This window comes from Magnetospirillum moscoviense (assembly GCF_001650635.1).
GTDB classification, from domain to species: domain Bacteria; phylum Pseudomonadota; class Alphaproteobacteria; order Rhodospirillales; family Magnetospirillaceae; genus Magnetospirillum; species Magnetospirillum moscoviense.
This window is the reverse complement of sequence record NZ_LWQU01000185.1, coordinates 1-19,903: the sequence shown is the minus strand read 5'-3', so window position 1 is coordinate 19,903 and position 19,903 is coordinate 1. Positions and strand designations below refer to the sequence as shown.

General features: G+C 65.2%; 22 protein-coding genes. 11 read left to right on the top strand and 11 right to left on the bottom strand.

Features of this window, described 5'->3' with window-relative positions:
* Window positions 1-32 precede the first annotated feature (32 nt).
* The 3 genes from phbB to A6A05_RS17610 all read right to left on the bottom strand — a co-directional run bounded on the left by phbB (window position 33) and on the right by A6A05_RS17610 (window position 3,355).
* Window positions 33-755, bottom strand: coding sequence for an acetoacetyl-CoA reductase (phbB, locus tag A6A05_RS17620; protein WP_068504114.1), 723 nt, complete (start codon window positions 753-755; stop codon window positions 33-35).
* A gap of 126 nt (window positions 756-881) precedes the next feature.
* Entirely contained in the window at window positions 882-2,054 is a 1,173-nt protein-coding gene (locus tag A6A05_RS17615) for an acetyl-CoA C-acetyltransferase (protein ID WP_068504112.1), read from the bottom strand.
* 104 nt (window positions 2,055-2,158) lie between these two features.
* Window positions 2,159-3,355, bottom strand: coding sequence for an alpha/beta fold hydrolase (locus A6A05_RS17610; RefSeq protein WP_245644355.1), 1,197 nt, complete (start codon window positions 3,353-3,355; stop codon window positions 2,159-2,161).
* A 417-nt stretch (window positions 3,356-3,772) separates the two neighbouring features.
* On the opposite strand from A6A05_RS17610, the gene phaR reads away from it, so the two are divergent.
* On the top strand, window positions 3,773-4,351 hold the full coding sequence (gene phaR, locus A6A05_RS17605) for a polyhydroxyalkanoate synthesis repressor PhaR (protein WP_068504111.1): 579 nt from the start codon (window positions 3,773-3,775) through the stop codon (window positions 4,349-4,351).
* A 63-nt stretch (window positions 4,352-4,414) separates the two neighbouring features.
* On the opposite strand, the gene A6A05_RS17600 is transcribed toward phaR, so the two are convergent.
* Window positions 4,415-4,726, bottom strand: coding sequence for a hypothetical protein (locus A6A05_RS17600; protein WP_068504109.1), 312 nt, complete (start codon window positions 4,724-4,726; stop codon window positions 4,415-4,417).
* A 225-nt stretch (window positions 4,727-4,951) separates the two neighbouring features.
* Here A6A05_RS17600 and A6A05_RS17595 point away from each other — a divergent pair, with 225 nt between their 5' ends.
* On the top strand, window positions 4,952-7,690 hold the full coding sequence (locus tag A6A05_RS17595) for an ATP-dependent DNA helicase (RefSeq protein WP_068504107.1): 2,739 nt from the start codon (window positions 4,952-4,954) through the stop codon (window positions 7,688-7,690).
* An 8-nt stretch (window positions 7,691-7,698) separates the two neighbouring features.
* Here the strand turns inward: A6A05_RS17595 and A6A05_RS17590 are convergent, their stop codons facing one another.
* The 5 genes from A6A05_RS17590 to A6A05_RS17570 form a co-directional block, all read right to left on the bottom strand.
* Window positions 7,699-8,760, bottom strand: a complete 1,062-nt coding sequence (locus A6A05_RS17590) for a nucleotidyltransferase family protein (protein WP_172822312.1) — start codon at window positions 8,758-8,760, stop codon at window positions 7,699-7,701.
* 118 nt (window positions 8,761-8,878) lie between these two features.
* On the bottom strand, window positions 8,879-9,520 hold the full coding sequence (locus A6A05_RS17585; protein WP_068504219.1) for a DUF47 domain-containing protein: 642 nt from the start codon (window positions 9,518-9,520) through the stop codon (window positions 8,879-8,881).
* A 10-nt stretch (window positions 9,521-9,530) separates the two neighbouring features.
* Window positions 9,531-10,574, bottom strand: coding sequence for an inorganic phosphate transporter (locus A6A05_RS17580; protein ID WP_068504103.1), 1,044 nt, complete (start codon window positions 10,572-10,574; stop codon window positions 9,531-9,533).
* A gap of 40 nt (window positions 10,575-10,614) precedes the next feature.
* Complete coding sequence (locus A6A05_RS17575) at window positions 10,615-13,062, bottom strand: ATP-binding protein (RefSeq protein WP_082911046.1); 2,448 nt, start codon at window positions 13,060-13,062, stop codon at window positions 10,615-10,617.
* 75 nt (window positions 13,063-13,137) lie between these two features.
* Complete coding sequence (locus A6A05_RS17570) at window positions 13,138-14,019, bottom strand: transcriptional regulator GcvA (protein WP_082911045.1); 882 nt, start codon at window positions 14,017-14,019, stop codon at window positions 13,138-13,140.
* 97 nt (window positions 14,020-14,116) lie between these two features.
* On the opposite strand from A6A05_RS17570, the gene A6A05_RS17565 reads away from it, so the two are divergent.
* Both A6A05_RS17565 and A6A05_RS17560 read left to right on the top strand, forming a co-directional pair.
* The gene (locus A6A05_RS17565; RefSeq protein WP_068504099.1) at window positions 14,117-14,314 is read left to right on the top strand and encodes a YjiS-like domain-containing protein; all 198 of its coding nucleotides are present in this window, start codon (window positions 14,117-14,119) and stop codon (window positions 14,312-14,314) included.
* A 10-nt stretch (window positions 14,315-14,324) separates the two neighbouring features.
* Window positions 14,325-14,558 carry a hypothetical protein gene (locus tag A6A05_RS17560; protein ID WP_068504097.1) on the top strand — a complete coding sequence of 78 codons (234 nt, stop codon included), beginning with the start codon at window positions 14,325-14,327 and terminating at the stop codon, window positions 14,556-14,558.
* Here A6A05_RS17560 and A6A05_RS17555 read toward each other — a convergent pair.
* Window positions 14,543-15,133 (bottom strand): HD domain-containing protein, encoded by a 591-nt coding sequence (locus A6A05_RS17555; protein WP_068504095.1) that lies wholly within the window; start codon window positions 15,131-15,133, stop codon window positions 14,543-14,545. The genes A6A05_RS17560 and A6A05_RS17555 overlap by 16 nt on opposite strands.
* Before the next feature lie 92 nt (window positions 15,134-15,225).
* Here A6A05_RS17555 and A6A05_RS17550 point away from each other — a divergent pair, with 92 nt between their 5' ends.
* The 7 genes from A6A05_RS17550 to A6A05_RS17525 all read left to right on the top strand — a co-directional run bounded on the left by A6A05_RS17550 (window position 15,226) and on the right by A6A05_RS17525 (window position 19,273).
* Complete coding sequence (locus A6A05_RS17550) at window positions 15,226-15,834, top strand: 50S ribosomal protein L25/general stress protein Ctc (protein WP_068504217.1); 609 nt, start codon at window positions 15,226-15,228, stop codon at window positions 15,832-15,834.
* A gap of 5 nt (window positions 15,835-15,839) precedes the next feature.
* Complete coding sequence (gene pth / locus A6A05_RS17545) at window positions 15,840-16,550, top strand: aminoacyl-tRNA hydrolase (RefSeq protein WP_068504093.1); 711 nt, start codon at window positions 15,840-15,842, stop codon at window positions 16,548-16,550.
* A 4-nt stretch (window positions 16,551-16,554) separates the two neighbouring features.
* Window positions 16,555-17,658 (top strand): redox-regulated ATPase YchF, encoded by a 1,104-nt coding sequence (ychF, locus tag A6A05_RS17540; protein ID WP_068504091.1) that lies wholly within the window; start codon window positions 16,555-16,557, stop codon window positions 17,656-17,658.
* Between the two features lie 71 nt (window positions 17,659-17,729).
* On the top strand, window positions 17,730-18,152 hold the full coding sequence (locus A6A05_RS17535; protein ID WP_068504089.1) for a bacteriohemerythrin: 423 nt from the start codon (window positions 17,730-17,732) through the stop codon (window positions 18,150-18,152).
* Window positions 18,153-18,235: 83 nt separating this feature from the next.
* Window positions 18,236-18,601 (top strand): hypothetical protein, encoded by a 366-nt coding sequence (locus A6A05_RS21360; RefSeq protein WP_172822311.1) that lies wholly within the window; start codon window positions 18,236-18,238, stop codon window positions 18,599-18,601.
* Window positions 18,602-18,784 carry a hypothetical protein gene (locus tag A6A05_RS21355; RefSeq protein ID WP_172822310.1) on the top strand — a complete coding sequence of 61 codons (183 nt, stop codon included), beginning with the start codon at window positions 18,602-18,604 and terminating at the stop codon, window positions 18,782-18,784.
* Window positions 18,785-18,805: 21 nt separating this feature from the next.
* The gene (locus tag A6A05_RS17525) at window positions 18,806-19,273 is read left to right on the top strand and encodes a helix-turn-helix domain-containing protein (RefSeq protein WP_068504085.1); all 468 of its coding nucleotides are present in this window, start codon (window positions 18,806-18,808) and stop codon (window positions 19,271-19,273) included.
* 242 nt (window positions 19,274-19,515) lie between these two features.
* Here A6A05_RS17525 and A6A05_RS17520 read toward each other — a convergent pair.
* The coding region (locus A6A05_RS17520; protein ID WP_156521128.1) for a transposase at window positions 19,516-19,903 on the bottom strand (388 nt) is incomplete at its 5' end.

Genomic DNA, 19,903 nt, shown 5'->3' with positions numbered 1-19,903 from the left:
GCCGCCTTGTCTGTAAGAAACCGAAAGCCGGCTTAATACATGTGCTGGCCGCCGTTGATCGACAGGGTCGAGCCGGTGATGAAATCGGCGTCGTCGGCGGTCAGGAACTGCACACCGCGGGCGATGTCGTCGGCGCGGCCCAGACGGCCGACCGGAATCTTGGCGATGATCTTCTCCAGCACCGCCGGCGGCACGGCGCGGACCATGTCGGTATCGACATAGCCGGGCGCGATGGCGTTGACGGTGATGTTCTTGGCCGCGCCTTCCTGGGCCAGGGCCTTGGTGAAGCCATGGATGCCCGACTTGGCGGCGGCATAGTTGACCTGGCCGTACTGGCCGGCCTGGCCGTTGATCGAGCCGATATTGACGATACGGCCGAAGCCCTTCTCGCGCATCGAATCGATGGTCAGCCGGGCCATGTTGAAGCAGCTGGTCAGGTTGGTGTGGATCACCTCTTCCCACATCTGATAGGTCATGCGGTGAAGGGTGGCGTCACGGGTGATGCCGGCATTGTTGATCAGGATTTCGATCGGGCCGACTTCGGCGGTGATCTTGGCGACGGCGGCCTCGCACTCGGCATAGCTCGAGACGTCGAAGCGATAGGCCGGAATACCGGTCTCTTCGGTGAACTGCCGGGCGGCATCGACATTGCCGGCATAGCTGGCGACGACGCGACGGCCGGCATTCTTCAGACCTTCCGAGATAGCCCGGCCGATGCCGCGGGTACCGCCGGTGACAACTGCTACACGCCCCATGAGATTCTCCTGTCTTTCTGGTTGGCCGGCCGTTTTTTGTGCCGGCATGCTTCCACCCCTTGAAGAAAAATACGGGAAGCCGCAGGGCGGCCGGCGACTTCCCGGTCCTAAATTCGACTGATTCTATCAGCGCTCGATACACATGGCGATGCCCATGCCACCGCCGATGCACAAGGTGGTCAGGCCCTTCTTGGCGTCGCGCTTGATCATCTCGTGGATCAAGGACACCAGGACGCGACAGCCCGAGGCGCCGATCGGATGGCCGATGGCGATGGCGCCACCGTTGACGTTGACCTTCGAGGTGTCCCAGCCCATGCCCTTGTTGACGGCGATGGCCTGGGCGGCGAAGGCCTCGTTGGCCTCGACCAGATCCAGCTGCTCGTGGGTCCAGCCGGCCTTTTCCAGCGCCTTCTTCGAGGCCGGAACCGGACCGATGCCCATGACCTTGGGATCGACGCCGGCGGTGGCCCAGCTCTTGATGGTGGCCAGCGGCTTGATACCGCGCTTGGCCGCTTCCTCGGCGGTCATCAGCACGACGCAAGCGGCGCCGTCATTGATGCCGGACGCGTTGCCGGCGGTGACGGTGCCGGCCTTGTCGAAGGCCGGACGCAGCTTGGCCAGCGAGTCCAAGGTGGCGCCAAAACGGACGAACTCGTCGGTGTCGAACTGCTTCTCTTCCTTCTTGACCACGATCTTGACCGGGACGATCTCGTCCTTGAAGCGGCCCGACTTGACGGCGGCCTCGGCCTTGTTCTGCGAGGCCACGGCGAACTCGTCCTGCTCTTCGCGGCTGATGCCGTATTCCTTGGCCACGTTCTCGGCGGTGACGCCCATGTGGTAGGAATTGAACACGTCGGTCAGGCCGTCATTGATCATGGTGTCGACGAAGCCCATCGGGCCCATCTTGATGCCGCCACGCAGATAACCGGCATGCTGCGAGTTGCTCATGCTTTCATGGCCGCCGGCCACCACGATCTTGGCGTCGCCGGCCAGGATGGCCTGCATGCCCAGCGCCACGGCGCGCAGGCCCGAGCCGCACACCTGGTTGATGGTCAGCGCGGTCGATTCGATCGGCAGGCCGGCCTTGAGGGCGGCCTGACGGGCGGTGTTCATGCCATTGCCGGCGCTCAGGATGTGACCCATGATCACGTCGGTGACGTCCGAGGCCGCCACACCGGCCCGCTTCAGGACCTCGGCGATGACGGTGGCGCCCAGGTCGGCAGCCTGCAGCCCGGACAGCGAGCCGCTAAACGAACCTACGGCGGTGCGGGTGGCGGCGGCGATAACGATATCGGTCATGGATCACTTCTCCTCGGGTAATTTTGTTGCCCCATAACGCGGCTATTCGAAAGAGAATAAACCGCAACTGTCATAGACCGGAGACGCTGTGCAGCGCAACCGCTCTATTGAACCGAACTTTCCACCAGCCAGCGGGCCAGTGGACGATAAACCTGCGAAACGGCACGGGCCGACAGCAGCATGCCGACGTGCCCGCCCTTGACCATCATCACCTGGGCGCCCGGAATGGCCGCCGCCAGGGGAATCGCCGAATCGGGCGGCACGATGCGATCCTTTTCCGGGATCATCGCCAAGGACGGAACGGTGACCCTCGCCGGATCGACCGGGCGGCCGGCCACCAGCCAGCGCCCCTTGGCCGGAGAATTCTCGCCGTACCACTGAAACAGGCATTCCTGCGCCACCGGGCCGGCCAGCGGCACGCCGTCATTGGCCCAATCTTCCAGGGCGACGAAATCGCGGGTGCGCGCCGCCCGCCGCGGTAATTGGGCGAACAGGGCGAACTTCTTGGCGTTGAGGCCGGGATCGAGCGAGGCGAACATCGCCTGCAGCAGGTCGACCGGCAACTGGCCGGCGGAATCGATCATCATGCCCAATGGCTGCATCAGGGCGCGCACCAGCACGGCCTGGCCGTCGCGGCCGGCATGGAAATCCCACGGCGTCGCCATCAAGACCAGCGAGGCCACCCGCTCGGGCCGGTGCAGGGCCAGGGCCAGGGCCAGGTCGCCACCCATGCAATAGCCGACCAGGGCCGCCTTGCGCCCGGTCTCGCGCACCACCGCCTCGAGGGCGCCAGCCAGCGGCCCGGTGATATAGGCGGTCAGGTCGAAGCCCAGCTCGGCGGGGCCGGGGCTGTCCCAATCCACCAGAAACGGCGCCAGTCCCTTGCCGGCCAGATAGCGCATCAGGCTTTTCCTGGCCGACAGGTCCAGGATATAGGCGCGGTTGACCAGGGACGGGATGACCAGCACCGGTAAGCCGCCGGCCCGGCTGCGGTAATCCAGCAGCGAGGTCGAGCCCTGGCGCCAGATTTCCGGCGGCCGATCAAGGGTGCGGGCGTAAGGGTGGCGGCGATAGGCCTCGATGCCGTCCAGCAGCGCTTGGTGGCGCAGGGCCGCTTCGGCGACCAGCTCCTCGTCAAGCCGGTTCCACGCCTCGGGGCCGGCGGCGTCGAGGCTTTCCTTCAACGCTTGCGCCTTGGTCGCCAAGCTTTCCTTCCAGCGCAGCGAGCCGCTTCTCAAGAGCGGCAACGCGGCGTGCGAGCCGGCGAGCGTCGACAGATGCGTCAGCAGATGCAGCGGCAAAGGCCGGGGCCCCTGGCGCAGGTGAGTCGGAGGAACTGACGTTCGCCGTTGCGGCATCGTTGGAACGGTCCTCGCTCGCGGGACTGGCAGCGCCGGCGGCTGCCGCTTGGACGAAGGCGGCCGGCACCTGGGTCATCAAGGTGATGCCACGGGCGACCGCTTCGGCAAGCGCCGGATCATTGGCCATCGCGGCCACCTGCTCTTGCCAAAGGTCGAGATAGCGGCGCGCGAGCGCCCTGAAATCCGGCGGCGCTTCAGACATGACCGGGAGTATAGAACAGCCCGTTCGTCATGACCAGTGCGACCAGAGGGATTCTGCGTTGCGTTGCGGTGACAAATGCCTTGCGATGCGGCATGATGGAGAAAACAATGATACCCTAAGTTTCAACGAGGCTAAGCCCAAGGAAGCGATACAGGATGTCCGACGCGCACACCGCCCAACAGGCGCCGATCACCATTAAGAAGTACGCCAACCGCCGACTTTACAACACCGCCACCTCCTCCTACGTCACCCTGGACCACCTGGCCCAGATGGTGAAGGCCGGTGCCGACTTCGTCGTTTACGACGCTAAGTCGGGCGAGGATATCACCCGCTCGGTGCTGACCCAGATCATCGTCGAGGAAGAATCCAAGGGCGGCCAGAACCTGCTGCCCATCAGCTTCCTGCGCCAGTTAATCGGCTTTTACGGCGATTCGCTGGGCGGCCTGGTGCCGCGCTACCTGGAAACCTCGATGCAAGCCTTCTCGCGCAACGAGCAGCAGATGCGCCAGGTGATGCAGAACGCCCTGGAAGGCATCTTCCCGTTCAATCCGCTGGAAGAGATGAACAAGCAGAACATGGCCTTCGTCGAGAACGCCATGAAGATGTTCAACCCCTTCATCCCCGGCGGTGGCGTGGACGGCACGGCCGAGGGCGGCGAAAGCCAACTGAACGACCTGAAGGCCCAGGTCGCCATGCTGCAGCGCCAGCTGGAAGAGATCGGCAAGAAGAAGTAAGGCGCCCTTGGGGCCGGGGGCGAAGGCCCCCTTACTTACAGGCCGGGGGGGCGCAAGCCCCCCTTACTTACAGAAAGTCAAGCCCGCCTCGGGGTCCTTGTGGCAGAACACCTTCTTGTCGCCGACGCGGCCGATGGTGTTGCCCTGGCCGTCCTTCATCAAGATGACCTTGTCCTTGCCCATCTTGCCGACGGTGCCGTCGGGGGTCTTTTGCAGCATCACCGGTTCGCCGTCGACGCGGCCGAAGGTGGTGCCATCCTCCTTGTCGGTCAGGATATAGGTGCCGTCGCTCGACTTCTTGGCCGCCTTGTCGGCGGCCACCGCCGGCGACAGCGCCAAGGCGGACAGGACGAAAGCGGCGATCAAATGGCGCATGGCGGGCTCCGGGGCAAAAAGGGCCTAGTGACCTGCCCCAGAAATTCGCGTGCGAATTCCTGGGAAAAGCAGGCCACTAATCTGCTGAATTGTGTGGTAATTCCGAAATCCGCATGATGATGCGAACTTCGGAGTCACCACACTGGCCCCATTCAACCATCGGCCTGGTTAAAAATCCATCCCACCGGCTTTGATCGCCGGCCGCCTGCCTCTATACTCCGGCCCATGTCGCCGCCCGCCCTTCCCCGCATCCTGCTTCCGCGCGCGCCCGCCCTGGTGGCCGGCATCCGCGAGGCGGTGTGGCTGGACCTCGACGGCGAGTTCCACCACCTGCCCCTGGCCGAGGCCGCCGCCCGCGCCCGCGCCGAGCCCGCCCTGGTCTGCCACGCCCCGGCGGTGGCCGGCCGGCTGGGCCTTGATCAGATGGCGGCGATCGACCTGTTGGAATTGTTCGCCTTCGTCCGCCCGGCCCGCTTTTGCCTACCCACCCCCAGGGGATTAGCCGAGGCGCTGAACCTGGCCCCGCCCGGCGATGCCGAGGATGCGGCCGAATTGCTGATCCGCGCCGCCCGCATCTTGCTGGAAGAGTTGGCCGAGCGCACCGGCCAGGACAGTGCCGCCCGGGCCGGCGACACCCGCTCGGCCGCCTGGGCCATGGCCAAGGCCGGCTGGTCGTGGTCCACCTCGGTTCTGGCGGCCCTGGGGGTGTCGGGGGATTCGGGCCGGGGCGGCTCGCTTCGGGTGTGGGAGCGGCTGCCGGAATGGTCGGACCACGCGCCCGAGCCCGCGCCCGGCAACCAGCCGGTCGAACCCGAGGCGGCGCGCAAGCGCCTGGCCGAGTTGCTGGGCGCCAACGCCGAGCACCGCCCGGCCCAGGCCGATTACGCCTCGGCTGCCTCCCAGGCCTTCATCCCGCGCGAGCGGGTGGGTGAACCCCGCCTGGTCCTGGCCGAGGCCGGCACCGGCACCGGCAAGACCCTGGGCTACATCGCCCCGGCCTCGCTGTGGGCCGAGGCCAACGGCGCCCCGGTGTGGCTGTCGACCTATACCCGCAACCTGCAGCGCCAGTTGGACGGCGAGTTGGACCGGCTGTACCGCGATCCCGGCACCAAGGCCCGCAAGGTGGTGGTCAGGAAGGGGCGCGAGAATTATCTGTGCCTGCTGAATTTCGAGGAAATGGTCAGCCGCCACCGCCCGGCCGACGCGGTGGGTGCCGGCCTGATGGCCCGCTGGGCGCTGGCCACCCGCGACGGCGACATGGTCGGCGGCGATTTTCCCGGCTGGCTGCCCGATCTGGTCGGCCGCGCCCGCTCGATCGGTTTGACCGACCGGCGCGGCGAATGCATCTTCTCGGCCTGCCCGCACTTTTCCCGCTGCTTCATCGAACGCGCCATCCGGAAAGCGCGGCGCGCCGATCTGGTCATCGCCAACCATGCCCTGGTGCTGGTCCAGGCGGCCTTGGGCGGATTGGACGACGAAAGCCAGCCGCAACGCCTGGTGTTCGACGAGGGCCATCATCTGTTCGAAGCGGCAGACTCGGCCTTTTCCGCCCACCTGACCGGGTTCGAGGCCGCCGAGGTGCGCCGCTGGCTGCTGGGCCCCGAGGGCGACGGCGCCCGCTCGCGGGCACGCGGTTTGAAGAAACGCGCCGAAGACCTGCTGGGCCTGGCCGAGGAAGCCCCCGAGGCACTGGACGCCGCCCTGTTGGCCGCCCAGTGCCTGCCCGGCCCCGGCTGGCAGGTCCGCATCAGCGAGGGCCAGCCCAACGGCGCCACCGAACGCTTTCTTGGATTGGCCCGCCAGCAGGTGCTGGCCCGCAGCCAGGCGCCCGATTCGCCCTATAGTCTGGAAGCCGAATGCCAGCCGCCCATCGAAGGCCTGCGCGAGGCCGCCTGCGATCTGGCCAACCATCTGGGCCGCCTGGGCCAGCCCCTGACCGTGCTGGCCACCTGCCTGAAAAAGGCCCTGGACGATGAAGCGCGTGAGCTGGACAGCGCCACCCGCTCGCGCATCGAAAGCCTGTCGCGCTCGATCCAGCGCCGGGTGCTGCTGCCGCTGGCCGGCTGGAAGGGCATGCTGGACGATCTGAGTGCCGGACCGCAGGACCGCGTCGTCGATTGGTTCGGCATAGACCGCATCGATGGCCGCGACGTCGATGCCGGCATGCACCGCCACTGGATCGACCCCGGCATTCCGTTCGCCAAGACCGTGCTGGAACCGGCGCACGGCGTGCTGATCACCTCGGCCACCTTAAGGGACGGCACCGCCGAGCAGGGCTGGCTGGCGGCCGAGCGCCGCCTGGGCGCGGTCCATCTGGCCGCCGCACCGTTTCGCGCCGCCATGCCCTCGCCGTTCGATTATGCCGCCCAGACCCGGGTGCTGGTGGTGACCGATGTCCGCAAGGACGACATGGCCCAGGTGGCGGCGGCCTATCGCGAGCTGTTCCTGGCGTCCGGCGGCGGCGCGTTGGGCCTGTTCACCGCCATCTCGCGCCTGAAGGCGGTGCATGGCCGCATCGCCGGGCCGCTGGACCAGGCCGGCCTGACCCTGCTGGCCCAGCACATCGATAATCTGGATACCGCCACCTTGGTGGATATCTTCCGCTCGGAGGAGGAATCCTGCCTGCTGGGCACCGACGCGGTCCGCGACGGCGTTGACGTGCCGGGGCGCTCGCTTAGGCTGATCGTGTTCGACCGGGTGCCGTGGCCACGCCCCGACATCTTGCACCGCCACCGCCGCGCCGAGTTCGGCGGCAAGGCCTATGACGACATGATCGCCCGGCTGCGCCTGAAACAGGCCTTCGGCCGCCTGATCCGCCGGGCCGGCGACCATGGGGTGTTCGTGGCCCTGGACCCGATGATGCCCAGCCGGCTGTATTCCGCCTTCCCCGAGGGCTGCGAGGTCAAGAAAGTGGGGCTGGCCGAAGCGGTCAGAATCACGCGGGAGTTTCTGGGCGGCGCCTGACCGGGACGTCAGCCGCGATCACCACAGCCGATGCCGGCCGGATCGTCGCCACTATCCTCGCACGCCCGTCTGATGGCATCGGTCAAAAGCTCACCGATGGCGGGAGGCAGCATGCCTCGGCCTTGTTTCATGGCGGCCCGCCATGAATCGCCTCGTTCCCACGCCTCGCTCCAGGCGTCGAGCAATTGATGGTGCCGATGGGCCGCCATCGCCTCGACCAACGTCCCCGCCTGGGACAGATCCTTGTCGATCTTGACGATGTCCTCGGGGCGCCGGCGAGTCGCGACGATCAGCTTATGAACCACATAGCGTTCCGGTGCAGGCACATTGACGGCGATGCCGCCATTGTGAAGCAGTACGGCGCGAACCGGCTGCCAGATCAGGAAATCAAGAAAGCGCAAGGGCTGTGCCGAGGCGCCGCCCAGCGCCGGCATTGGCGGCGGCCGGATAGCATAATCGTCGGAACCGCGATTGGGGACCAGAAGCTCCACCCGGTAATCGGCGGCGTTCTTGTAAGCGATCGCCGTGCCGTTATCGGACAAAGGGCCGATCTCGGTGAAGGTCGGATCGACCGACTGCAGCACGCCGATCATGGGCGGCATGCTGTCGGAAACCTCGGTCGAAATGGACAGGAACTGAGCGATGTCGGCATCGCTGGTCATCAGTTGGGCTTCCGGCAGACGGACCCCCAGCAATCCGGAATAGGCCTGGAACGCCAATGATCCGACCAGGCAGGCGCGCAGGCGGAACAGGCCGGCCTTCGCCAAGGCATCGATAATGCTGCCGGTGAACGAATCCAAAGCCGGAAGCCCACCGGCGACCAGCGCGCGGACAGTTCCCCTGCGCTCGCGGAAGCTCGATTTCAGCAGGCCGAACTGGGCGACCCGGCCGCTGACGTCAGGGTCATCGACGGGGCCGACATATTTGGTGGATTTGTGGCCGCCGCGATCGTAGCCGGAATAGTACCAGTAGCGACGGCCTCGTCTTTCCTGCTGATAGAAGCTGCCATTCTCGGGAAAGTCTGCATCGAAGGCCGCATCGAGGCAACGCTGCAGAAGGTCCGCGTACATGGTTTGCAGAGCCAGACCGAGCCGATGCATGTGCCGCCCTCAGCGGTATTGGTAAAATCGTATGTTTACCAATACCGCCCCCTGGTCGTTCCGGCAAGGTCAAATCGCGACGCCCCCCTTACGCCATCTTGACCACGATGTCGTGCAGGGTGTTGGCGCAATGGGCCATGCGGTCGGCGGCGTTGGCGACGTGGCGATAGATCTCGCGGCGCTTGAACATGCTGATGTAATCCTCGCCCTGGAACAGGTCGGCCAGCGCCTTGCGATAGATCTTTTCCACCTTGCGTTCCGACTTGCGGGCCAGATCGGCGTCGTGGGCGGCGGCGGCCGGGTTCGACGCCAGCTTGGAATAGCCGTTGATCAAGGCCCCTACCCCCTCGCGCAATTGCACCGCCATCTCGTGAAGATGGGCGTCGGGCGTCACCCCCAGGGCGGCCATCTCGTTGACCGTGCTTTTGCAGTAATTGACGATCTCGTCCAGATCGGTGATCGAGCGGTAGATGTCCTCGCGGTCGATCGGCGTCGAGAACGCCTCATTCAGGATATGGATGTTCCTGACCTTGATGGTGTCGGCCTGATGCTCGTCGGCGCGTATCTGCTCGCCGACCCGGGGATCGTCGGTTTCCATGAACTCGACCAGCAGGTTGGCGGTGTGGCCGACCTGGACGCATTGTTCCGACAGCAGCGAGAAGAAGTCGGGCGCCTTGGGGAACACCCGGTCGAACAGGCGGCGAATCAGCGAATCAGGCTTGTCGGTCATGATGGCCCTTTCAGCCAAGGCCCAGCAACGCCCGCTGCAGGGCGAAGAAGCTTGCCCCCATCAGCGCCGCGCTGGGAATGGTGATGATCCAGGTGGTGGCGATTTCCTTGGCCTTGTCCCACCGTACCGCCCGGGGATGTTCCGAGGCGCCGATGCCCATGATCGAGGTGGCGACCACATGGGTGGTCGAGACCGGGGCGCCGGCCATCGAGGCGGCGAAGATGACCGCCGCCGAGGTCAGCTGCGAATCCAGCGCATGGATCGGCCGCACCCGGTAGATGGCGAAGCCCAGGGTCCTGACGATGCGCCAGCCGCCCGACAAGATGCCGGCGGTCAGCGCCGTCGAACAGGCCAGCATCACCCAGAACGGCACCTCGAACGAATGGATGAAGCCGCCCAGCATCAAGGCCAGCGTCAGGATGCCCATGCTTTTCTGGGCGTCGTTGGCCCCGTGCGAGAAGGCCAGCCCGGCCGAGGTGATGAATTGCGAGCGGCGCAGGCGGGCGTTGGCCGACGGCTTGGCGGCACGCAGGCAGCCCAGCACGATGCGATGCATGATGAAGCCGACCCCGAAGCCGGCCACCGGCGACAGCACCAGGGCCAGCAGCACCTTGGTCACCCCGGTGAAATGGCCGTGCTGGAACAGTTCCGACAGGCCCCACACCACATGGTCACTGCCGGCCGACACCCAGACGGCGCCGACCAGGCCGCCGACCAGGGCGTGGGACGAACTGGACGGAATCCCCTTCCACCACGTCACGAAATTCCACACGATGGCCCCCAACAGGCCGGCCAGCAGCGTGGTCAGCGCCACCTGGCCGGTCAGGTCGCCCAAGCTGACGAACTTGCCGATGGTGTTGGCGACCGCCGTGCCGCCCAGCAGCGGGCCCAGGAACTCGAAGATGCCGACCACCGCCACCGCCTGGGCCGGACTCATGGCGCGCGACGCGATGACGGTGGCGACGATGTTGGCGGCGTCGTGGAACCCGTTGGTGTAGTCGAACAGCAAGACGATGATGACGGTCAGCACCGTCAGGACAAGCAGCAGGTCCATCCCATCCCTCTCGACCCTGTCATCGGATCATAACAAAGGTCTAGGGTCGAGGATACGCGACCGGCAGGGTAAACAGGAAATTGGCACCGAAATCGGGCTCGGACTCCACCCAGATCCTCCCGCCATGATGCTCGACGATCTTCTTGCAGATGGCCTGGCCGATGCCGGTTCCATCGTGTCCCTCGGATCCGGCCAGGCGCTGGAACACGCCGAACACCCGGCTGTGCGCCTCCGCCGGAATCCCCATCCCGTTATCGCGGACACTGATCAGCCATCCGTCCGCGTCGCGGCTGGCCTTGATCGCCACCTGGGACTTGCGGGCCTCGGAGCGATATTTGACGGCGTTGCCGATCAGGTTCTGGAACAGACGCAGCAATTCCAGCCGCCCGCCGACCACCACCGGCAATGGACCGTCGATCTCCACCTCGGCGCCGACGTCGGCGATGGCTGGGCCCAGATTTTCCAGCGCCTCGGCGACCACCTCTTGCAAGGGCACCTCTGCCATCGCCTCGCCGGACCGCCCGACCCGCGAATAGTCGAGGAGATCCACAATCAAACGGTCCATCCGCTTGGCGCCGTTGACCGCATAGCCCAGATAGGTCTTGGTGTCTTCGCCCAGTTCGCTGCCCAGCTTGCGCTCGATCAAGGCCAGATACGAGCTGACCATGCGCAAGGGCTGGCGCAAGTCATGGCTGGTGGCATAGGCGAATTGCTGCAAATCCTCGTTGGAGCGGGCCAATTCGGCCGCGGCCGTCTCGATGGCGCGGGCGGCGTTCTTCTGTTCGGTGATGTCACGGCTGAAGACCGCCGCCTGAACGACGGTCCCGGTCTCGTTGGAAATGGGATAAACCCGGACCTCGAAGGTGCGTCCTTCCCGTTCGTCGAACAGATGCACCGGCTGGGCGAAATCGAAGGCGATGGAAAATTGCCGCTGGAGATAAAGGGCCTGAGCCTCGGGCAACAACGAGAAATAGGTGTGATCCACCAGTTCCTCGGGGCGGCTCCCATAAGCGTCGGCCAGGGCGGCGTTGCAGGCCAGGATGGTGCCGTCTCGGTCGATCAGGAACGAAGCGTCGGCGGACGCGTTCATCAGGGCGCGGGTACGCTGTTCGCTTTCCCCGAACGCCCGCTGAACGCGACAGCGCTCGATGATCCCGGCCAAGGTGTCGGCGGCCACGGCCAGAAAGCGCTCTCGGTCGTCTTGTCGGTCCTGTCCCGGCGCGATGTAGGTGTTCAACACCCCCAAGACGCCCTCGCCACCGCAGATCGGTACGCAATAATGGCCGTGATCCGACAGGTTCGGGGAAAGTTTGGCGTGTCTGGCATCGATATGGGCGGCGAAGACGGTGGTCGCTTCGGCGGCGGCCCGGCCGCACAGGCAATGGCCAATGGGGATCGAGCGGCACGACAAGCAAACTTCGTCAGGCAAGGAATGCTGGGCGGCCAGAACCAAATGCCCCTGGCTGCGGTTGGTCAGGAAGATGCTGCCGCGTTGTTCCAATCGCAGCCAGGACAGCCCCAGGATTTCCTGCAACGCCTGTTCTAGCACCTGCTCCAGCGGCTGCGGCAAGAGCGATAGAGACAAGATTCGCGCCACGGTGTTGCTGGCGGCCAGATTGCGCTCCATCGCCTCTTCCGCCTGCCGTCTCCGCTCGAGGTTGCGGGCCAGATGTATTCCGGCAACCGCCACCAGACCCGCTATCAAAATCGCGATGGCGACGAATCGCCACCGTCCCGGCCGAGCCACGCTCCAGCCGCCTTCCGGCTCGGCAGCCAGTTGCCACGTCCCGTGCGGGAAGGTGACGTCCATCAACACCGCATCGGCTCGAAACAGTTTCGGATCGCCGAAGAAGGGCTCACCCTCGCCGCCGCGGCCATCCTTGCCCCGCAACGCGATGCGGATCGAGCCGGGGTCGTTCAATCCCGCGTTGAACAGCAACTGCTGCAGGTCCAAGACGACGATGGCCAAACCCCAGAACGATTCCTGCCCCCCCTTGGTCAGAAAGATCGGCTGACGGGCCACCAGACCCTCGCCGCCCTGCCGCAAGGGAAACGGCCCGGCCAGCACCAATCGGCGGCCCGAGATGGTTCTTTGTGTGGCATCCCGGCGTTCCGGGTCGGCCAAAAGGTCGTGACCGACGGACTGGCTATTGCCGGCCAGCGGCCAGACATGGGAAATGACCGCACCCGAGGCCAACTGGACCGCACGGACCCCGGAAATGCCGGAAACCAAGCCGGCCGCATAGGTGGAAAACTGGTCCGGCCTCAGATCCGGCTGGCCGTGCACAAGGGCGGTCAGGCCGCTGATGATATGGAGCCTGGCGTTCAGATGGGCTTCGAGCAAGGCACGCTTGCCGCTGGCCGCCTCGAAGACTGCCAAGCGTTCGGCCTCGGCGAAGCGGGCCTCCTCGGCCCGATCAACGATTGCGGCGGCCGAAAGGAAAAACAGACTGGCCAGCGCCACCCATACCCAAGACCGTCCGATCATAAGACATCCCGCATACAACCCTATCCGGTCTTAACCCGAGATGACAGCCCACCACAACCGGAAACAGATAAGCGATCAAGCGATACGCTTCAGCAAGTGATCGATCCAGGCGCGGAATGCGGCGATGCGGGGATGGCCGGCGCGTTCGGGCAGGCAGACGAACCAATAGCCGATCGGCGCGGAAACACCTTGGGGGAACGGTCGCACCAGGCGGCCGGCCGCCAGATCGGCCGCCGCGACCACCGTGCGCCCCAAGGTGACGCCCTGCCCGTCGATGGCGGCCTGCAGGGCCAGGTGGGTATCCTGAAAGGCCGGACCGTGCGGGGTGATGCCGGGGCACCCTGCCATCGCCAGCCACGGCGCCCATTCGACATCCTGATCGCGGATCAAGGGCACGTTCGCCAAGTCGGCCGGGTGGTTCAAACGGGCAGCGACGGCGGGACTGCAGACTGGGAAGATTTCTTCCCGGAACAGATGCTCGACATGCAGGCCGGGATAATGGCCCGCCCCATGGCGGATGGCGACATCGATGCCGCTTGACCGCAAATCCACCACCTCGGACGAGGTGTGAATGCGCAGCTCGATTTGTGGATAGGCCTCGATGAAGCTGCCCAGCCGGGGCACCAACACTTTGGCGGCGAAGGACGGCATGGTGGTGACCGCCAGAGGCCCGGCCAGATCCTGCCGGCTGACCCGCTCGAGGCATCGGGCAAGCCCCGCCAGGGCATCACCCACCCCCCGCGCCAGTTCCTGTCCGGCATCGGTCAATAACAGGCCACGTCCCGACCGCTTGAACAGCAGCACTCCAGTCTGGTCTTCCAGCAGCTTGACCTGCTGGCTGACCGCGCCTTGGGTGACGCACAATTCCGATGCCGCCCGGGTGAAGGATAGATGGCGGGCGGCGGCTTCGAACACCTTCAGGGCATGCAGCGAGGGCAGACGGCGCATCTTGGCCATGGATTAGTTTTGCTAATCTAAAATCCTAGCAATGCTGGTTTGTCGAAGCAATGAGTTCCATGGATCATGGGGGCAACACAACATCGGACTTCCCCCCATGACCATCAGCAGCACTGATGAACGGACGACCTTTGTCCGCTGGCTGGACCACGGGCTGGACTGGCTGGACCGCGCCCGCGAGCGTCGACTGGCCCAACGCCTGGACGACCGATTGCTGGCCGATATCGGGGTATCGCGCGGCGATTTGGCCGCCCGCTTGACCGAAGCCAAGGAGCCACCCTTCGACCGCGACTAATGTCGCGACCATGAGCAAGATCATGATCTTTGCCGGCATCGCCGTGATGGCCCTGACCGGATTGGCCACCCTGGGCGCCGTCGCCACCGGCACCGTCCAATGGGTCGGCTTGGCCGCACCCCACCCCATGGTTCCGCCGCAAAGCCTGGTGGTCGGCGGATTGTTCCTAGGGATTCCGCTGGTCGCGGTCGGCTGGGGTCTGATCTGGCTGGGCGGCTGGATGAAGAATCACGGCGCCAGATAGCCGCGCCGGACCGCCTCTTCCACCAACTCGGCCGCATATTCGCCCAGGGCCGGAGCGCCGGCGGCGATGCGCTTGACCAACTCGCGCACCTTGTCGGCGGTGACGTGGTTCGAATGCCAGGTGGCGCCCTGGGTGGCGAAATTGTTGATGATCGGCTGCAGCCGGTCCAGCGCGTCGGCATAAAGCGCGGTCGGCGTGGCGCGATCCTCGTACTCCCGCCACAGCGCCGCCAGCACCTCGCCCTGGTCGGGCGGCAGGATTCCGTAAAGGCGCTGGGCCGCTTCCTCCTCTCGCGCTGCCTTGCTAGCATTGCCGGCCTCGTCGTGGATGAAGGTATCGCCGGCATCGATCTCGACCACGTCGTGGATCAGCAGCATGTGGCACGCCTTGGTCGCGTCGGCCCCGGCCGGCGCATATTCGGCCAGCAGCAGCGCCATCACGGCGACGTGCCAGGAATGCTCGGCGTCGTTCTCGGGGCGCGAGGAATCGGCCAGCAGGGTCTGGCGGGTGACGGTCTTCAGGCGGTCGAGTTCCGCCACGAAGGCCAATTGCCGGGTCAGGCGATCGGGGTTCATCCCTCTTGCAAAACATGGCAGGGCGGTGTAGATCAAGCCCCTTCATCGCGGCACCCCTGGAGGCCGCGTTTTTCGCATGATTGGAGATGACCATGACCGAGATTAGCGCCATCGCCGCCGAGCTGCGCGACCGGGCCGGAAAGGGGGCCGCCCGAGCCACTCGCCGCGAAGGGAAAGTGCCCGGAGTGATTTACGGGGCCAAGCAGACCCCCATCTGCATCGCCATCGACCCCCGCGTCATTTGGGCCGAACTGCACAAGCCCGGCTTCAAGACCCGCCTGTTCGACGTCGATCTGGGCGCCGGCGGCAAGCATCGCTGCCTGGCCCGCGACGTGCAGTTCCACCCCGTCAACGACCAGCCGATCCACATCGACCTGATGCGCGTGTCGGCCGACGCCGTCGTGCACGTCAAGGTGCCGGTGCACGTCGCCAACGCCGACAAGTCCCCGGGCGTCAAGCGCGGTGGCGTCGTCACCATCGAGCTGCATGAGGTCGAGGTCACCTGCGCCCCCGACGTCATCCCCGCCGAGATCGTCATCGATCTGGCCGGCCTGGATATCGGCGCCTCGGTCCACGTCAACCAGCTGAACCTGCCGGCCGGCGTCACCCCCTATCATGTGGGTGCGGCCGCGACCGTGGTCACCATCGCGCCGCCGACCGTGCAGCGCGCTGACGCTGGCGAAGCCCCGGCTGCCGGCTGACGATCGTGTCGGCGGTTCTGGTGGTCGGCCTGGGTAACCCCGGGCGCGAATATGCCGGCAACCGCCACAATATCGGGTTCATGGCGGCGGACAGTCTTGTCCGCCGCCATAACTTTTCGCCCTGGCGCGCCAAGTTCCAGGGCGAGCTGGCCGAAGGCAGCATCGACGGCATCAAGGTGCTGGCCCTGAAGCCCCTGACCTATATGAACCTGTCCGGCCAGTCGGTGGCCACTGCCGCCCGCTTCCTGAAGATTCCGGTCGAGCAGGTCTTGGTCATCCATGACGAGCTGGACCTGGCGCCGGGCCGGATCCGCGTCAAACGGGGCGGCGGCGCCGGCGGCCATAACGGGCTGAAATCGATCGACGCCCATCTGGGCCAGAACTACCGCCGGGTCCGTCTGGGCATCGGCCATCCCGGCGACAAGGACCGCGTCGCCGATTACGTGCTGCACGATTTCGCCAAGGCCGACCAGGCCTGGCTGGACCCGCTGATCGACGCCGTCGCCGCCCATCTGGGGCTGCTGCTGGCCGGCGACGAGGCGGGCTTCATGAACAAGGTGACGACGGCAACCAACCCGCCGAAGCCGAAGACCGACAAGCCGAAGACAGCGGCCCCGCCCGCCGCCGCCCCGGCCGTGACAACCACCACCGCCCCCCCGGCCGCAGGCACGCTGGCCGAGGCCTTGAAGGCGGCCTTAAGCGCGAAGAAGGGATAATCCGATGGGTTTCAATTGCGGCATCGTCGGCCTGCCGAATGTGGGCAAGAGCACGCTGTTCAACGCGCTGACCCAGACGGCGGCGGCCCAGGCGGCCAATTATCCGTTCTGCACCATCGAGCCCAATGTCGGCCGCGTCGCCGTGCCCGACCCGCGCCTGGACAAGCTGTGCGCCATCGCCAAAAGCCAGAAGGAAATTCCGACCCAGCTGGAATTCGTCGATATCGCCGGCCTGGTGCGCGGAGCCAGCAAGGGTGAAGGCCTGGGCAACCAGTTCCTGGCCAACATCCGCGAGGTCGATGCCATCGTCCATGTGCTGCGCTGCTTCGAAGACGACGACATCAAGCATGTGGAAGACAGCGTCGATCCCGTCCGCGACGCCGAGATCATCGAGACAGAGCTGATGCTGGCCGACCTGGACAGCCTGGAACGCCGGGTGGTGGCCCTGGAAAAGAAGGCCAAGGGCGGCGACAAGGATGCCAAGGCCCAGGTCGAGGTGATGATGCCGATCCTGGCTGCGCTTCGCGACGGCAAGCCGGCCCGCACCGTCGCCTTCGATTCCGAGGACGAGCGCCGCATCGCCAAGCAATTGGGCCTGCTGACCATCAAGCCGGTGGTCTATGCCTGCAATGTCGAGGAGGCCTCGGCCGCCGACGGCAACGCTTTGTCGGCCAAGGTCGCCGAAATGGCCGCGCGCGAGGGCAATTCCTCGGTGGTCATCTCGGCCGCCATCGAGGCGGAAGTCGCGCAATTGTCGTCCGACGAGGAACGGGCCGAGTTCCTGGAAACCCTGGGCCTGTCGGAAACCGGCCTGACCCGGGTGATCCGCGCCGGCTATGACCTGTTGCACCTGATCACCTTCTTCACCGTCGGCCCCAAGGAAGCCCGCGCCTGGACCGTGCCGAAGGGCGCCAAGGCGCCCCAAGCGGCCGGCGTGATCCATACCGATTTCGAGAAGGGCTTCATCCGCGCCGAGACCATTTCCTATGACGATTTCATCGCCTGCAACGGCGAGGCGGGCGCCAAGGAAACCGGCAAGATGCGGCTGGAGGGCAAGGAATATGTCGTCCAGGACGGCGACATCTTCCATTTCCGCTTCAATGTTTGATCGCGGTTAAGGCGCACGCCGGCGATTAAGGATCACTTCGTTCCCGACCAACGGGAACGGAGTGCCGGGACGTGAGCAAATCGGGCGACATCAAGGTCGATTGGAAGGACGAGCTGGCGGTCGGCGACACGCTGATCGACGCCCAGCATCGCGGCTTCCTGATCGACCTGGACGAGGTGATGGACGCCATCGAAGGCGGTGCCGGGCGCGACGTGGTGCTTCGCTTCTACACCCGGTTCCTGGCCGACCTGACCCGCCATTTCCAGGACGAAGAGGCGCTGCTGGCCCAGGCCGGCTATCCCGGTCTGGCCGAGCACGCCGACGAACACCGCCAATTGCTGTCCAGCGTCAGAGCGGTCGAAAGCCTGCTGGTGGGCGACGCCGGGGCCGCCGACACACATCTGGTGATCCGCTCGCTGCTGGCCGGCCTGGTCGACCACCTGGTCGCCGAGGACAGCCGCTACAAGGCGTGGGTGAAGCGGCAGGATTCCTGACGCCTGGAACGGCGGGCAATTGGGCTGACCCTTGCGGCGGGGCCAGGTGTCCACCAGACCGGTGGCCAGCAGGGGCCTGGGCCGTGTCTTCGCCGGTGGGCAAGTCCAGGCACGGCTTGCACGGATTTTTGGTCTTCTCGGTCGTCACACTCGACGCGCTGAAAGAGCCGGCCTTTATAAAGAATCTTATCGACCGAACATATCATAGTGATATATTCGGCGCCGCCGCGATCATGTATCATGATGATATGTTTGTGAGTGAGGTCACGATGGGTGGTTTCAGCCGACATTGCGGGAACGAGGCAGCCGGAATCGAGCCGCGGTCACCCGCACGGGCAACCGAAACCATCCGCAAATACGCGAGGTCGGAAAGATTTGACATCAGTTACAAGCTTCACGCCAAAGAGCGTATGGAGCAGAGAGGATTGTTCGCCAGTGATGTCCTATAGGTGCTGAAAAATGGCTTTGTACATGCGGAAGCTGAACCGGCCAAACAAGTCGGGCTTTTCCGCTACGCCGTCGAGGGAACGTCGCCGAACTCTGGCGGCCGCACCCTCAGGATCATTGTCATTCCCTCGCCGTGTCGCGCCGAAATCAAGGTCGTGACCGTGATGTGGGCTGATGAGGCCTGAAAAATGAGAAGGAAGAAAGCCATGTCCGCCGAGAAGGCCACTCCTTACCGCTACACCGAAAGTGGACTCGAAACCGTGTTCATCCATGGCATCAAACTTACCATCGACGAGGATGGTGACGAGGTGGTGACCATCCCCAATGTCAATGGCCTGCACAAAGCCATTGCCCTGGCGATAATTGGCCGCCCCGGCCTGATGACTGGCAAGGAACTGCGCTTCCTGCGCACCGAAATGGGAATGACGCAGGCAGAACTGGCCACGTGCATCCACAAGGAGCCCCAAAGCGTGGGGCGGTGGGAGCGTGGCGAGGGGGGGGGAATTGACCCTAATGCTGAAACACTGATCCGCCTGCTGGCACGAGAGAAGCTGGGCCTGGAATTGCACGCCAGCGTTGCCCAACTGACGGGATACAGCGTGGCGACAGCCAAGCTGCCGCCAATCGAGATTGACGGGTCGAACCCTGACGATTACCGACCGATGGCTGCCTAAGGGTCAACGCCCTGCCTGAAACGCCAGGGCGTTGCCTTTCATCCCCAACCCCTTACCCCCATAGGCGTTAACATAGCGCACACACTTGGCGTTTTCGCTTTCTTGGGGTGTCGGCGAGGCGTACAGCGAGGCTGGTCATGTTGACGTTCGGGGCCTCCAGGATGGCGCTGGTCAGCATGCGGGCGCAGACGCGGACCAATGCCCAAAGGGGCTTGGCCAATAGCGATGTTGTAGCAGAGTCCTCAGGGGAAAGATTCGGCGAGACGCCGTGCCGTTTTTTCCGCCAGAAGAGCCAGAATGAGTTTGGCATATATCCAAGTTTTTGCGGTTGCGGCCTTTTTGGCGGGAAGTTCGCCGAGGTCGAGAAGGGACTTAAACCGCTTGAATAAAAGCTCGATCTGCCAGCGGAAGCGATAGAGCGCCAGGATGTCGGCGGGTTGGTGCTCGGGCGGGAGGCTCGTGAGGACCATCACGAAACCGGCTGCCGTCCGGGAGCGTTCGTCGAGTTTCTTTCCGGCCTTGGACGCCCGAGCCTTCACCTTGTCGCGGGCAATGGCCGCCTTGTCTTGAGGAAGGCGACCGACAATCAGGCGCATCGGCAGGTACGGCTGTCCCCGCTCGCGCGTATCG